A 14,025-nucleotide genomic window follows, 5' to 3' on the forward strand; every position below is an offset into this window, starting at 1 on the left:
TAACATTTACGTTTTCTCATGCTGTTTGGCTGAAATTTAAGATGTTAATCACGAAAGTTAACGTTAACATTAAGAGAATGAGATCGCGATCAAATATTCATCACTGAGGTAAACATGACCCGGCCTGGGCATCAGCCTTTCTTTTACATCAGCGACTTAGTTGTATACCCTTTCACGCAGAACATTCACGGAGTAAGACAATGGCTTCCCTGAAGGACGTCGCAAAGCTGGCTAACGTATCGCTGATGACGGTCTCCCGCGCGCTGAACAGCCCGGAGCGCCTTAAGCCGGAAACGCTGGCGCGCGTTCAGCTGGCTATCGAGCAGACCAGCTACGTGCCCGATCTGTCCGCCAAGAAAATACGCGGCGCGCATGCCTCGCCTAAAACCATAGGGGTACTGGCGCTCGATACGGTGACGACGCCGTTCTCGGTGGAGATCACGTTGTCTATTGAAGAGACGGCCAGAATGCACGGCTGGAACAGCTTCGTGATGAATATGTTTACCGATGACAATCCGGACGCCATTGTCGACCTTCTCCTCTCTCATCGGCCAGACGGAATTATCTACACCACCATGGGGTTACGTCAGGTTCCTCTCCCGGCCAAACTCCTCACCCTTCCCTGCGTGCTGGCCAACTGCGAAAGCGACGGCGAAAAGGTCGCCAGCTATATTCCCGATGATGAGCAGGGGCAATATACCGCCGTGCGGGCGTTACTCGCGGAGGGTTATCGACGCCCTCTCTGCCTGCATTTACCTGAGGGGCATCTGGCCACAACCCGCCGTCGTCAGGGGCTGGAGCGTGCATGCCGTGAAGCGGGGCTCGATCCGGACAGCCTGGAGCACTGCTATATGGCACTCGGCGATGAGCACTATCGCGACATTCCGGCCGTGTTGCTGGCGCACATGCAGAATGGCATTCCCAGGTTCGACGCCGTTATCTGCGGTAACGATCGTATCGCGTTTATGGTGTACCAGACGCTACTGGGACAAGGGCTTCGTATACCGGACGACGTCGCGGTGATCGGCTATGACAATATGGTGGGCATTGGGGAGTTGTTCCTTCCTCCTCTCACGACGGTACAACTGCCGCACTATGAAATTGGTCGCCTGAGCGCCCTGCATATTATTAACGGTGAAGAACATCAGGAAACCACGCGCGTAGAAAGTCCATTTTTACTGCGTGATTCCGTTGCACAGGTAACGTGAGCACCGTTTTCTGCACCTGCCGGATAAACAGGGAAAGCTTCCCTCCTTTTATGCCGTTCAATGGCACGATTTGTCACACTCTTTTCTGCGACTTTACACACCGGGCAAATAGCCTGTAACTAGCTGTTTTTACTTGGCATAAAATACAATTTTCATTTTAAAAAAGGGGATATTTCCTCGCTATACACACGTGTCACAAAACAGTAAACAAATTAACCATTGAGCCCCGTGGCAAAAGGCTCTATATTGGCGGCGTTTTTTTCAGGCCCCTTCTGTTTTTTAACTTTTTATTCAATCGTGGCTCATAACGAAGCGGCGGTTGTAGGAGTGATATGATGACGGATAAAGTCCGTATTGACACCGTAGATGCCCACAAAAGCAACGAAACCTATCTGGCCCGTCAGGCCGAGTTTGAATCTAACGTCAGGAGTTATCCGCGCAAACTGCCTTTAGCTATCACTAAAGCAGAAGGCGTGTGGATCACCGATGCAGATAATAAAGAATACCTTGACTGTTTAGCAGGTGCAGGGACCCTTGCGCTTGGCCATAACCATCCTGATGTGCTGAAAAGCATCCAAAATGTCATTACCAGCGGCTTGCCGTTACATACTCTGGATCTGACAACGCCTCTGAAAGACGCGTTTTCCGAATACCTGCTCTCTCTGCTGCCTGGCCAGGGCAAAGAGTACTGCCTGCAGTTCACCGGTCCATCCGGTGCTGACGCCGTTGAAGCAGCGCTGAAGCTGGCGAAAAAAGTGACCGGCCGTAGCGGTATCATCAGCTTCTCTGGTGGTTACCACGGCATGACCCACGGCGCACTGTCCGTGACCGGCAACCTGTCACCGAAAGAAGCGGTAGACGGTATGATGCCAGAAGTGCAGTTCATGCCTTACCCGCACGAATACCGTTGCCCGCTGGGTATCGGTGGTGAAGCGGGCGTGAAAGCGCTGACTTACTACTTCGATAACCTGATCAACGACGTTGAAAGCGGCGTGCGTAAACCTGCTGCGGTGATCCTGGAAGCGGTTCAGGGCGAAGGCGGCGTGAACCCGGCTCCGGCTGAGTGGCTGCAGCGCATCCGTAAAGTGACTCAGGAACACGGCATTCTGCTGATCCTCGACGAAGTTCAGGCTGGCTTTGCCCGTACCGGTAAATTCTTCGCCTTCGAACACGCGGGCATCGAGCCAGACATCATCGTGATGTCTAAAGCCGTCGGTGGCGGTCTGCCGCTGGCCGTGCTCGGCATCAAAAAGCAGTTCGACGCATGGGCGCCAGGTCACCACACCGGTACCTTCCGCGGCAACCAGCTGGCGATGGCAACCGGTCTGACGACGCTGAAAATCCTGAAAGACCAGAACATCGCAGGCAAAGTGGCGGCACAGGGCGAATGGCTGAAAGGCCAGCTGAAAGAGATGGCGAAACGTTATCCGGTTATCGGTCACGTTCGCGGTCTGGGCATGATGATCGGTATTGAGATCGTTAAGCCGCACGAAGCCGCTGACCACATGGGCTGCTTCCCGGGCGACGGCGAGCTGTCTGCACTGATTCAGAAGAAGTGCTTCGAAGCCGGTCTGATTCTGGAGCGCGGTGGTCGTAACGGTATCGTTCTGCGTCTGCTGCCTTCTCTGCTGATCAGCGATGAAGAGCTGAAGATCTTCCTGGATAAATTTGAGCAGGCACTGCTTGCTGCGGGCGTTCGCCCGGCGTAACCGGAGTTATTGATTACGATGTCTGATTCAAACCCAATTTTGTTCTCCTCTGCGCAGAGCATTGAAGCTTACCAGCAGGCGATTGAACAAAGCACTCAGGCTGTGATGCAGTGGCTGAAACAGCCTGAGATGTACCAGGGCAAAACGGTCGCGGAACTGCGCGACCGTATTAAGCTGGATTTCAACCCGAAAGGGCTGGGCAACGAAGCGGCGATTGAACGCGCCGTGGAGTTCTTCCTGAAAGACAGCCTGTCCGTTCATCACCCGCAGTGTGTGGCGCACCTGCACTGCCCAAGCCTGGTGGTAAGCCAGGCGGCGGAAGTGCTGATCAACGCCACTAACCAGAGTATGGACTCCTGGGATCAAAGCCCGTCCGCAACCATCATCGAGATCAAACTGATCGAGTGGCTGCGTACCCGCGTGGGTTATCAGGCTGGCGACGCCGGTGTCTTCACCAGCGGCGGAACCCAGAGCAACCTGATGGGCCTGATGCTGGCGCGCGATGCGTTCTTTGCGCGTCAGGGTCACTCCGTTCAGCAGGACGGTCTGGTGGGCGATCTGCGTAAGATCCGCGTACTGTGCTCTGAAAACGCGCACTTCTCCGTGCAGAAAAACATGGCGCTGATGGGTCTGGGCTACCAGTCCGTGGTGCAGGTGAAAACGGACGAATTCTCCCGCATGGATCTGACCGATCTGGCGGCGAAAATCGAACAGTGCAATGCGAACGGCGAGCAGATTCTGGCGATCGTCGCAACGGCAGGTACCACCGATGCCGGCGCTATCGATCCGCTGCGCGCCATTGCTGAACTGGCGGCGAAGCAGAACATCTGGGTACACGTTGATGCGGCCTGGGGCGGCGCGCTGCTGATGTCTGAGCAGTATCGTCACTACCTGGACGGCATTGAGCTGGTGGATTCCGTCACCCTGGACTTCCACAAGCAGTTCTTCCAGACCATCAGCTGCGGCGCGTTCCTGCTGAAAGAAGCGCGCCACTATGAGCTGATGCGCTATCAGGCGGCTTACCTGAACTCTGAGTTCGACGAAGAAGCCGGCGTGCCGAACCTGGTGTCCAAATCGCTGCAGACCACCCGTCGTTTCGACGCGCTGAAGCTGTGGATGAGCCTGGAAGCGCTGGGTCAGGAGCAATACGCGGCGATCATCGATCACGGCGTGACCCTGGCACAGCAGGTTGCGGCGTACGTGAAAGCGCAGCCTGCGCTGGAACTGGTTATGCAGCCGCAGCTGGCAAGCGTGCTGTTCCGCTTCCGTGGCGAGGTGCAGGCAGATGATGCCGGTATCGCCCTGCTGAACCAGAAAATTGGTGATGCGCTGCTGGAATCCGGCCGTGCAAACGTCGGCGTGACCGAGCATAACGGCGTGACCTGCCTGAAGCTGACGCTGCTGAACCCAACCGTGACGCTGGAAGATATCAAAACCCTGCTGTCTCTGGTTGAGCGCACCGCGCAGGAAGTTCTGGCTAAGTAATACAAAACCCCTCTCCCGCCGGGAGAGGGGTTATTCTTATAAGCCCGCCCACCACATCCTGATTTTTAATCCCCAGTAGCTCGTCCAGCCCGTTGTGGTACTGACCACGTTCCCCTTCGATACAATGACTAACGTCGGCGTCACGCTCACCTGCCACGCCTGCGACAGCGCACCGTTTTCATCGTTTATCACCGGCATTTTAAGCTGTTTCTTGTCAACCCAGCGTGCAAGCTTTGCGTTATCACCAGAGCGCATGGCGATACTCACCACGTTCCCGTCCTCTTCTGCCAGCTGATTAACCGCAGGCGTGGTGTAACGGCAAATGCTGCACCAGGTCGCCCAGACGTAGATCAGCAGCGGACGCTCCTGGCTGAGCGCCGCAATATCATGCATTTTTTCGTCGATGCTCGTCATCGGCGTTGCACTAAAACTGGCGGGGAGTGTCGGTTTTCGGTATTGATCAACTCCCCACGCCACGGCCAGCGTCAGCAGAACGAGTATGACTCCTTCCCGCGCCCAGCGGCGCAGTCGATTGATTTTGCGGTTATCCATTGTGACCTCGTGTTTTAACGAAGGTCATCTTAACGGGCAATACACCATCACGCTGTAAAGAAATGTCGCGCCAGGGTTACTCCCGGGTATAGCCATAGTCGTAAGCGCTATACCCCGAGTTGTAATAGAGCGCCGCCGATTTCACAATGTCATTGAGGATCACGCCATTTACCTTTACGTTCATCCGTTCCATACGCTTAAGGCTGGTCTCGATCTCTTTCACGCTGGTTTTACCAAAGCGGGCGACCAGCAGCGTTGTGGCTGCTGCTCTGGCGATCAGCAAAGCATCCGTCACGGCAAGCACAGGTGGAGTGTCGATAATCACGATGTCATACCGCTTTTCAATCTGCGCCATCACATCCTGGAAGCGTTCACTCATGAGCAGGTCAACGGGATGCGTAGGTTGAGGTCCGCAGGTCAGTACATCAAAACCGCCTTTCTCAAAGCGTTGAACCGCCTCCTGCCACCCAACGGTTCCGTCGAGCACGCAGGACACCCCCCGATGATTGTTCAGCCTGAACACATTGTGGACATACCCTTTGCGCATATCCGCATCAACAAACAGCACCCGCTGTCCGGCCTGTGCCACAATCGACGCCAGTGAAGTACTGACCAACGTCTTTCCGCAGTCCTGCGTGGGGCCAGACACCACGACAACCCGGTTTGCGGTATCCATCATGGTAAAATGCAAACTGGTGCGCAGCCCACGCATCGCCTCGACAAACGTATCAGCCGGACGGTCAATGGGCAGGAAAGGCACGTTGGATATCCTGTGCTTCCAGTGGGAAGTAAACAGGTTTCTCCTGCGCAGGTGCGTTTTTTTCCATAACCATACCGAGCGCGGAAGCGTTACCAGCAGCGGCATCCCGAATTCTTCAAGTTGTTCTGACGAGGTAATGCCCCGCTTGAAGGCGGAACGCACTAAAACCGTTCCGGCAGAGAGGAGCAGCCCTATCATCATGCCAAACAGAATGACGAGGGCTTTGCGCGGTCTGACTGGGGCCGGCTGCGTCACCGCCGGGTCTATGATCCGCACATTCCCGATAGCGCTGGAGCGCGAGATGCTCAGCTCTTGCTGACGCGTCAGCAACTGCATGTATACGGCGCGCCCGGATTCAACATCACGACTCAGGCGTAATATTTCCTGCTGCGTGGATGGCATGGAGGAGACGCGGCTATACAGGCGCGCGCGTTCCCGCTCAAGCGTTTGTTTTTTCTCCAGTAAAGCACGGTAGGTGGGATGGTCCTTTTTGAACAGCTGAGAGACCTCTGCCTCGCGAAACGTCAGCGCGTTAAGCTGATTTTCCACGTTAACCACCTGATCAAGAACCGACTTTGCCTCAAGAGATAAATCGACCGAATCGCTTTGCTCTCGATAGGCATTCAGTCGCGCCTCGGCTTCATCCAGTTCGCGACTGATTTTAGGTAACTGATCCTGTAAGAACGTGAGGCTACGGGAATCTTTAGCTTCCTGGCGCGCAATGTTCTGGCTGAGAAAATTTTCGGCAATCGTATTAAGTACCGTAGCGGTCTTGCCGGGATCGTCACCCGTTAACGTTAAGGCGATCATACCACTCTGTTTCGACGACTCCACAACCGTCAGTCTGCTCTGAATGGCGTTGATGGCCTCAAGCCTGGTAACGATGTTGAGGGTAAACTGGGTTCCCGGTGCCGCATTGAGGGAGGTCACCAGAAGAGAGACGCCCTCTTTAAGCAGCGCTTTTCCAACAACGCCTTCTGCCTCAAGCGTTTGTCCCTCAAGACGATATCGCCCTTGCTCGAGAACAGTGAGTAAAAGCGTTTGTGGATCCCCCTCCACAGACGGAATATTCAGCGAGCCAATCGTGATTTCAGCGGGGTTGTGCCCCTGCACGTGCTCCCAGAAAGCCCCAATGACGGGGAACAAGCGCCTATTAACCTCGTAGGTCAGCCCTAACCGATCAACGGTCTGTCCGAGGACCATCCGTGATTTAAGGAGTAAAAGTTCTGGAGCGACATCGGGTGAGAGATCGGATCTGAACGAGGTCAGGTTCTTGAGCAGCGCGTTGCCCTGCTTCGCTTCGACCTGCACCAGGGCATCAGCCTGATAAACCGGCGTGACGCTGAAGGCGTAGATCCCCGCACATACCGTGAACAGAAGCGTAACGCACGCGATCATTACCCGGTGATCGAACATCTCAGCAAGCAACTGAATGAGATCCATTTCGTTATTCTGCGGTGTCGCAGCACTATATTTGTCTGATTTAGAAGACGACATTACGGCTTCATTCCTTGTTAACTCAAACGACGAGCCCATTCCTGACTGGCTTTCCCCAATTGCCCGAAAACATATTCAAAGGCTTCACGGCTTTTGCGATACGGGTCGGGAATGTCCTGGGTTTCCAGCCATTGTCCAAATAGCAGCGATTTTCCCCGGTTCTCCGGGGCCATTGTGGCAATAAAACGAAGGTGTTCCGGCTCCATCACCAGAATCAAGTCGGACTGTTGCAACAGACTGCACGTCACCCTGCGGGCAACGTGCCCCTCCAGCGAAAGGCCGTGACGCAAGGCCACAGCCTGCGCACTCGCATCCGCCGGGCGTCCTTCTAGTCCGAAAATACCTGCAGAGGTGACCTGCCTGCCGGGTAATTGCTGACGCAATAGCCGCTCACCAATGGGTGAGCGGCAAATATTGCCGGTGCAGACCACTAAGATTGAATGGAACATGACTACGGCCACGATCGGATGTTACGAACGGTTTCGGTCAGGTCATGTACGCCGCTGATGGTGGGCACCAGTTGGGAGATCACGCGATTCCAGCGCGATAGCGGTGCCGTGGTGACGTAGACAATGTCATACGGCTCAAGCTGGAATTCCGTACCCAGCACCATGGCTGAAGCATCTTCCGCATTCAGCTGATAGATATTGGCGATTTTGTCGGTGTCACCTTTTTTCGATACCTGGCGAATAACAAAAATGCCGGTTGCATCGGCCATATTTTGGTTAAGCCCCCCGGCATTTCCCAGGGCCTCGGCCAACGTCATGCCGCTACGATCCATCTTAAGGGTGCTCTGTTTCACCACCTCGCCCATTACGAACACTTTCAGCGCGTCGTTCCGGGGAACAAACAGGATATCGCCAGGATAAAGCAGCTTATTTTGGGTCAAATCGCCATGCTGCATCAGGGCATAGAGTGAGAGGTGGGCGTCCTGTCCATTGTGTGTGAGCACGACGTTACGCCAGTCGGCATCCGCCGAGAGCCCACCCGCGGCGTTAATCGCATCCATCACCGTCAGCGGAATATTGGTTATCGGCTGTTGACCCGATTTTTCCACCTCTCCGGTGACGTAGGCTTTTTGTGAACGGAAGGAGGCTACGCTGACGTCCACCTGCGGACTCTCAATGACGCTATCCAGTCGAGCCGTAATCTCTTCACGTACCTGTGAAACCGTTTTTCCTGCCACCCGCAGTTTACCGACATAGGGATAAAAGAGCGTACCGTCAGCGTTGACCCAGTTGCCTGTATCGCTCGCGCTACGATATTGTCCTGCGGGCGTTGTTAATTCAGGGTGATCCCAGACGGTGACCGTCAGGATGTCGCCTGCACCAATACGGTATTCCCAGTTTTTGATCTGCTTGTCCAGATTAGGATTTGCCTGAGATTTCGACACGGGCGGGCGCAGTTTTTCAATCCACTCCGGGGTCAGCGGAAAAATTTCCACGCGCTTATCAAGCTGATAATTTGCCTCTTCCGCCGAAATAACTTTCTTACCTGACACACTTAAGTTCTGACCAGGTGAAAAAACACACCCTGTTAACTGACTAATACTGAGAAATAACAGCGAAAATGCAGTTGTACTTTTCATTAATATAAATATTTCTTTTTAACGTTGCGTTTATCGTTAAGCCTGTAAAAAGACCCAATCCAACCCCATGAAATGTAATCAATTATGCTTATGAGAGATGAACTTCCTGTCCTTATAAAACACACCTCACCCGCGTTTTAAAAAACAGATCCTATACTCGATCTGGTTAAAAAAACGGATGTCAGCACGCTTCATCCGGAGGCAATATTAAATGCTCTTCAGAGAGAAAGCATTCGCCTCGCTTTCTAACTTTGATATGGAAAGTTATTTTCAGAATTAATTAATGAAATGATAAATATTAAAAATATAATGCATCGACAATATTCCCGACACTGATAAACATCACGCAATTGGGCTACACAAAATCGTCCACTTTTGTTACATTTTTTTTCAAACATACCCTGCGTGGATACTTAAAATGGACTGTCTGCTTCGCTTTCGACGTCCCGCAGACGAAAAGTATCTGTAACGATATCACTGGAGAAAAAATGGCTAAGCGTAAACTGCTGCTTCTGGGTGTATTACTGTCTCTGGCGGGATCCGCATTCTCTGCCCCGCAAACGGCCGCTGCACCCTCCGGCATCAAGGCCTATGAAGAACAAGAGTTCATCGCTGACTTCACGAAATTCAAGATTGGCGACACGGCGCCGGCGCAGTATCAAACGCCGGAGTACACCATCAAACAGTACCAGCTGCGTAACCTGCCGGCTCCGGATGCCGGGACCCACTGGACCTACATGGGCGAGAACTACGTGCTGATCGGCGATGCGGACGGCAAAATCTACAAAGCCTATAACGGAGATATTTTCTATCACCGCTAAGACCATTCTGATCCGCCCCTGGCAGGAAAGCGATCGTCCTTTCCTGCGCACGCTCTTTCTCCACGCCCGGCGTGAGGCATGGCCATGGCTGGACAGCTCAGACTGGCAGCTTGAAGACTTTGACGCGGCCACCCGTGACGAAGTGATTTGGGTTGCCACGCAGAACGGCCATCGCCTGGGCTTTGCCTCCGTCTGGGCGAACGATAATTTTCTGCACAACCTCTTTGTTGACCCGCAGTATCAAAGCCACGGCGTCGGGAAAATGCTTCTGGAACAGGTGCAGAAGACGTTTACCAGTACGGGTTCGCTTAAGTGTCTGGTGAAGAATGCGCGGGCTGTCGCGTTTTACCAGCGGCACGGCTGGCACATTGAGGCGACGGGGGATTCTCCGGAGGGAGAGTATTATTTGATGCACTATCGGCTTGGGTAAAGTCAGGTGGCGCTTCGCTTACCTGACCTTCAAAACCGTATTTCGTAGGCCGGGTAAGGCGAAGCCGCCACCCGGCACTAAGCGAAGAAGAGGTATTACACCGCGCGGAACGCGATTTCGCCCGGGATGACTTCGCCCTGCCAGTAAAGCTGCGCCGCAACGCGTCCCGCCAGCTGACGATACATCTCTGCAAATTCGCTGTCCGGACGGCTGACCACCGTCGGCTTGCCGCTGTCCAGATCTTCACGCAGGGTAATGTGCAGCGGCATCTGTCCCAGCAGTTGGGTGTGATACTTCGCAGCCAGTTTTTCTGCCCCGCCCGTACCGAAGATAGGTTCGTGGTGACCGCAGTTGCTGCAGATGTGCATGCTCATGTTCTCAACGATACCGAGCACCGGCACTTCCACCTTCTCGAACATCACGATGCCTTTTTTGGCGTCGATCAGCGCGATATCCTGCGGCGTGGTCACCACAACGGCACCCGTCACCGGAATGTTCTGCGCCAGCGTGAGCTGGATGTCACCGGTCCCCGGCGGCATGTCCAGCACCAGATAATCCAGATCCGGCCACATCGTCTCCTGCAGCATCTGCAGCAGCGCTTTGCTGGCCATCGGGCCGCGCCAGACCATGGCGTTATCGTCAGTCACCAGGTAACCGATGGAGTTGGTCGCCAGACCGTGCGCCATGATCGGCGCCATGTGGGTCCCATCGGGCGAGGTTGGACGCTGGTTTTCCGCGCCCAGCATGTTTGGAATAGACGGGCCGTAGATGTCGGCATCCAGAATACCGACCTTTGCCCCTTCCGCTGCCAGCGCCAGCGCCAGGTTTACGGCAGTAGAGGATTTCCCCACCCCGCCCTTGCCCGAGCTGACGGCAATGATGTTTTTCACGCCGTTGACGCCAGGCTGGTTTTTCACGCGCTTCAGCGTGGCGATGCTGTGGCTCAGCTTCCAGTCGATCGCCTTCGCGCCGGTAATGCGCAGCAGCTCGGCGCTGGTCTGCTCTTTCAGCGCGTCAAAGGCGCTGGTCCAGACGAACGGCATCTGCAGCTCAACGTGCAGCGTGTCGTCCAGCCAGGCAACGTGGTGTAACGCTTTCAGCGTAGTGAGATTGTGCTTCAGGGTTGGATGCTGAAAGTTAGCCAGCGTCCCGGCGACCATTGCTCGTAAGGCTTCCGGTGATTTGGCCTGGGATTGAGAACTCATCCCGACTCCTTTGTTCTTGTGAATAAGACCTTAGATGAACAAGTTTACCTGAAAGGCCGTGGTTTGTGCTTACTTAATAATGCCCCTTTTGGTAATATCAAAAACCCTTTTCACAGTTAAAAGAAGTAATGCCTACTATGACTCAAGTCGCGAAGAAAATTCTGGTAACGTGCGCACTGCCGTACGCCAACGGCTCAATCCACCTCGGCCACATGCTGGAGCATATCCAGGCTGATGTCTGGGTCCGTTACCAGCGAATGCGCGGCCACGAGGTTAACTTCATCTGTGCGGACGATGCCCACGGCACGCCGATCATGCTGAAAGCGCAGCAGCTGGGGATCTCCCCGGAGCAGATGATTGCCGAAATGAGTCAGGAGCATCAGACCGATTTTGCTGGCTTTGACATCAGCTATGACAACTATCACTCCACGCACAGCGACGAAAACCGCGAGCTGTCGGAGCTGATCTACACCCGTCTGAAAGAGAACGGTTTTATCAAAAACCGCACCATCTCTCAGCTGTACGATCCGGAAAAAGGCATGTTCCTGCCGGACCGCTTCGTCAAAGGCACCTGTCCGAAATGTAAATCCCCGGACCAGTACGGCGATAACTGCGAAGTGTGCGGCGCGACCTACAGCCCAACCGAGCTTATCGAGCCGAAATCCGTGGTTTCCGGCGCCACGCCTGTGATGCGTGACTCCGAGCACTTCTTCTTTGACCTGCCGTCCTTCAGCGAAATGCTGCAGGCATGGACCCGCAGCGGCGCGCTGCAGGAGCAGGTAGCGAACAAGATGCAGGAGTGGTTCGAATCCGGCCTGCAGCAGTGGGATATCTCCCGCGATGCGCCGTATTTCGGCTTCGAAATCCCGAACGCGCCGGGCAAATACTTCTACGTCTGGCTGGACGCGCCAATCGGCTACATGGGCTCCTTCAAGAACCTGTGCGACAAGCGTGGCGACATCGTCAGCTTCGACGAATACTGGAAGAAAGACTCTACCGCCGAGCTGTACCACTTCATCGGCAAAGACATCGTTTACTTCCACAGCCTGTTCTGGCCGGCCATGCTGGAAGGCAGCAACTTCCGCAAGCCAACCAACCTGTTTGTTCACGGCTACGTGACGGTGAACGGCGCCAAGATGTCCAAGTCCCGCGGGACGTTCATCAAGGCCAGCACCTGGCTGAACCACTTCGACGCGGACAGCCTGCGCTACTACTACACCGCGAAGCTCTCTTCCCGCATCGACGATATCGACCTGAACCTGGAAGATTTCGTGCAGCGCGTAAACGCGGACATCGTGAACAAGGTGGTGAACCTGGCGTCCCGTAACGCGGGCTTTATTGCCAAGCGCTTTGACGGCGTGCTTTCTGCCGAACTGGCCGATCCGGCGCTGTATAAAACCTTCACCGATGCCGCCGCTGCGGTTGGCGAAGCCTGGGAAAGCCGTGAATTCGGTAAAGCGATTCGTGAAATCATGGCGCTGGCCGACGTTGCCAACCGCTATGTGGACGAGCAGGCCCCGTGGGTTGTCGCGAAACAGGAAGGCCGTGACGCCGACCTGCAGGCGATCTGCACCATGGGTCTGAACATGTTCCGCGTGCTGATGACCTGGCTGAAGCCGGTTCTGCCGCAGCTGGCAGCCCGCGCTGAAGCGTTCCTGAACACCGAACTGACCTGGGATGCTATTCAGCAGCCGCTGCTCGGCCACAAGGTGAACACCTTCAAGGCGCTGTACAACCGCATCGAGATGAAGCAGGTTGAAGCCCTGGTAGAAGCATCCAAAGAAGAAGTGAAGGCGGCTGCGGCACCGGTCACCGGCCCGCTGGCGGACGATCCGATTCAGGAAACCATTACCTTTGACGATTTCGCCAAAGTCGACCTGCGCGTGGCGCTGATCGAGAACGCGGAGTTCGTGGACGGCTCTGACAAGCTGCTGCGCCTGACGCTGGATCTGGGCGGCGAGAAGCGCAACGTCTTCTCCGGCATCCGTTCTGCCTATCCGGATCCGCAGGTGCTGATCGGCCGTCAGACCGTGATGGTCGCCAACCTGGCACCGCGCAAAATGCGCTTCGGCATCTCTGAGGGGATGGTGATGGCCGCAGGCCCTGGCGGGAAAGATATCTTCCTGTTAAGCCCTGACGAAGGCGCGAAGCCTGGCCAGCAGGTGAAATAACAAAAAAGCCGGAGATTATCTCCGGCTTTTTTTTGCCCGGCGGCGCTACGCCTGCACGGGCCTACGGGTTTTGTAGGCCGGGTAAGGCGAAGCCGCCACCCGGCTAAACATCATGCCTTCGGGTGATGCACCCGGTGGGTCAGCCCGCGCAGGAAATTACGCAGGAACTGGTCGCCGCACTCGCGGTAGTTTTTATGATCCGGTGCGCGCATCATGGCGGTCACTTCCGGCACGGATACGCGGAATTTTTGCTCGGTCATGATCGCCACGATATCGTCCGTTTTCAGCGAGAACGCGATACGCAGCTTTTTCAGCACCGTGTTGTTGTTCACCCGACGCTCCAGCGCCAGCTCTGGCGCGGCAGGATCTTTGCCGCGCTTATCGTAAATCAGGCCGTTCAGGAAGCCAGACAGAATGATATCAGGACAGCGGACAAACCCCTCTTCGTCTTCTTTGGTCATCCACGTGTCAAAACTGGCAGACGTGGATTCCATGTCGGACAGCGCAAGAATGCGCACCATGTCGTTATTGTTCGCTTTCAGGGTGTAGCGCAGGCTACGAAGAATATCGTTACTTAGCATAGTGCCTTCGAATGTCGA

Annotated in this window: 12 protein-coding genes; 6 read left to right on the forward strand and 6 right to left on the reverse strand. The window is 55.0% G+C overall.

Annotated features, from left to right (window positions below):
* Positions 1 to 200 precede the first annotated feature (200 nt).
* From C6A40_RS07135 to C6A40_RS07145, 3 genes are all read left to right on the forward strand, one after another.
* Positions 201 to 1,208 carry a LacI family DNA-binding transcriptional regulator gene (locus C6A40_RS07135; RefSeq protein WP_045334403.1) on the forward strand — a complete coding sequence of 336 codons (1,008 nt, stop codon included), beginning with the start codon at positions 201 to 203 and terminating at the stop codon, positions 1,206 to 1,208.
* Positions 1,209 to 1,540: 332 nt separating this feature from the next.
* Positions 1,541 to 2,917 (forward strand): diaminobutyrate--2-oxoglutarate transaminase, encoded by a 1,377-nt coding sequence (locus C6A40_RS07140; RefSeq protein ID WP_014884533.1) that lies wholly within the window; start codon positions 1,541 to 1,543, stop codon positions 2,915 to 2,917.
* An 18-nt stretch (positions 2,918 to 2,935) separates the two neighbouring features.
* Positions 2,936 to 4,402 (forward strand): pyridoxal phosphate-dependent decarboxylase family protein, encoded by a 1,467-nt coding sequence (locus tag C6A40_RS07145; protein WP_032652716.1) that lies wholly within the window; start codon positions 2,936 to 2,938, stop codon positions 4,400 to 4,402.
* Between the two features lie 36 nt (positions 4,403 to 4,438).
* Here the strand turns inward: C6A40_RS07145 and C6A40_RS07150 are convergent, their stop codons facing one another.
* The 4 genes from C6A40_RS07150 to C6A40_RS07165 all read right to left on the reverse strand — a co-directional run bounded on the left by C6A40_RS07150 (position 4,439) and on the right by C6A40_RS07165 (position 8,799).
* Positions 4,439 to 4,954 (reverse strand): protein disulfide oxidoreductase, encoded by a 516-nt coding sequence (locus tag C6A40_RS07150; RefSeq protein ID WP_045334400.1) that lies wholly within the window; start codon positions 4,952 to 4,954, stop codon positions 4,439 to 4,441.
* 76 nt (positions 4,955 to 5,030) lie between these two features.
* The gene (locus tag C6A40_RS07155) at positions 5,031 to 7,211 is read right to left on the reverse strand and encodes a polysaccharide biosynthesis tyrosine autokinase (RefSeq protein ID WP_045334397.1); all 2,181 of its coding nucleotides are present in this window, start codon (positions 7,209 to 7,211) and stop codon (positions 5,031 to 5,033) included.
* Positions 7,212 to 7,228: 17 nt separating this feature from the next.
* On the reverse strand, positions 7,229 to 7,660 hold the full coding sequence (locus tag C6A40_RS07160; RefSeq protein ID WP_021241484.1) for an arsenate reductase/protein-tyrosine-phosphatase family protein: 432 nt from the start codon (positions 7,658 to 7,660) through the stop codon (positions 7,229 to 7,231).
* Between the two features lie 2 nt (positions 7,661 to 7,662).
* Entirely contained in the window at positions 7,663 to 8,799 is a 1,137-nt protein-coding gene (locus tag C6A40_RS07165) for a polysaccharide export protein (protein WP_008500886.1), read from the reverse strand.
* A gap of 488 nt (positions 8,800 to 9,287) precedes the next feature.
* Between C6A40_RS07165 and C6A40_RS07170 the strand changes: the two genes are divergently transcribed.
* A complete protein-coding gene (locus C6A40_RS07170) occupies positions 9,288 to 9,620 on the forward strand; it encodes an RcnB family protein (protein ID WP_008500887.1) in 333 nt (110 codons plus the stop codon).
* Complete coding sequence (locus tag C6A40_RS07175; protein WP_008500888.1) at positions 9,565 to 10,050, forward strand: GNAT family N-acetyltransferase; 486 nt, start codon at positions 9,565 to 9,567, stop codon at positions 10,048 to 10,050. Before C6A40_RS07170 ends, C6A40_RS07175 begins: the two co-directional genes overlap by 56 nt.
* A gap of 95 nt (positions 10,051 to 10,145) precedes the next feature.
* On the opposite strand, the gene apbC is transcribed toward C6A40_RS07175, so the two are convergent.
* On the reverse strand, positions 10,146 to 11,255 hold the full coding sequence (apbC, locus tag C6A40_RS07180; protein WP_008500889.1) for an iron-sulfur cluster carrier protein ApbC: 1,110 nt from the start codon (positions 11,253 to 11,255) through the stop codon (positions 10,146 to 10,148).
* A gap of 137 nt (positions 11,256 to 11,392) precedes the next feature.
* Here apbC and metG point away from each other — a divergent pair, with 137 nt between their 5' ends.
* Positions 11,393 to 13,426 carry a methionine--tRNA ligase gene (gene metG / locus C6A40_RS07185; RefSeq protein WP_023344532.1) on the forward strand — a complete coding sequence of 678 codons (2,034 nt, stop codon included), beginning with the start codon at positions 11,393 to 11,395 and terminating at the stop codon, positions 13,424 to 13,426.
* A 110-nt stretch (positions 13,427 to 13,536) separates the two neighbouring features.
* On the opposite strand, the gene C6A40_RS07190 is transcribed toward metG, so the two are convergent.
* Complete coding sequence (locus C6A40_RS07190) at positions 13,537 to 14,007, reverse strand: DUF1456 family protein (RefSeq protein ID WP_008500891.1); 471 nt, start codon at positions 14,005 to 14,007, stop codon at positions 13,537 to 13,539.
* Positions 14,008 to 14,025 lie beyond the last annotated feature (18 nt).

The organism is Enterobacter sp. GER_MD16_1505_Eko_090, assembly GCF_003331015.1.
GTDB classification, from domain to species: Bacteria; Pseudomonadota; Gammaproteobacteria; order Enterobacterales; family Enterobacteriaceae; genus Enterobacter; species Enterobacter roggenkampii.

Coding starts and splice junctions, on each gene's coding strand:
- C6A40_RS07190 (WP_008500891.1), bottom strand. CDS start 14,007: ATGCTAAGTAACGATATTCTTCGTAGCCTGCGCTACACCCTGAAAGCG.
- C6A40_RS07140 (WP_014884533.1), top strand. CDS start 1,541: ATGATGACGGATAAAGTCCGTATTGACACCGTAGATGCCCACAAAAGC.
- metG (WP_023344532.1), top strand. CDS start 11,393: ATGACTCAAGTCGCGAAGAAAATTCTGGTAACGTGCGCACTGCCGTAC.
- C6A40_RS07160 (WP_021241484.1), bottom strand. CDS start 7,660: ATGTTCCATTCAATCTTAGTGGTCTGCACCGGCAATATTTGCCGCTCA.
- C6A40_RS07170 (WP_008500887.1), top strand. CDS start 9,288: ATGGCTAAGCGTAAACTGCTGCTTCTGGGTGTATTACTGTCTCTGGCG.
- C6A40_RS07145 (WP_032652716.1), top strand. CDS start 2,936: ATGTCTGATTCAAACCCAATTTTGTTCTCCTCTGCGCAGAGCATTGAA.
- C6A40_RS07175 (WP_008500888.1), top strand. CDS start 9,565: ATGCGGACGGCAAAATCTACAAAGCCTATAACGGAGATATTTTCTATC.
- apbC (WP_008500889.1), bottom strand. CDS start 11,255: ATGAGTTCTCAATCCCAGGCCAAATCACCGGAAGCCTTACGAGCAATG.
- C6A40_RS07150 (WP_045334400.1), bottom strand. CDS start 4,954: ATGGATAACCGCAAAATCAATCGACTGCGCCGCTGGGCGCGGGAAGGA.
- C6A40_RS07135 (WP_045334403.1), top strand. CDS start 201: ATGGCTTCCCTGAAGGACGTCGCAAAGCTGGCTAACGTATCGCTGATG.
- C6A40_RS07155 (WP_045334397.1), bottom strand. CDS start 7,211: ATGTCGTCTTCTAAATCAGACAAATATAGTGCTGCGACACCGCAGAAT.
- C6A40_RS07165 (WP_008500886.1), bottom strand. CDS start 8,799: ATGAAAAGTACAACTGCATTTTCGCTGTTATTTCTCAGTATTAGTCAG.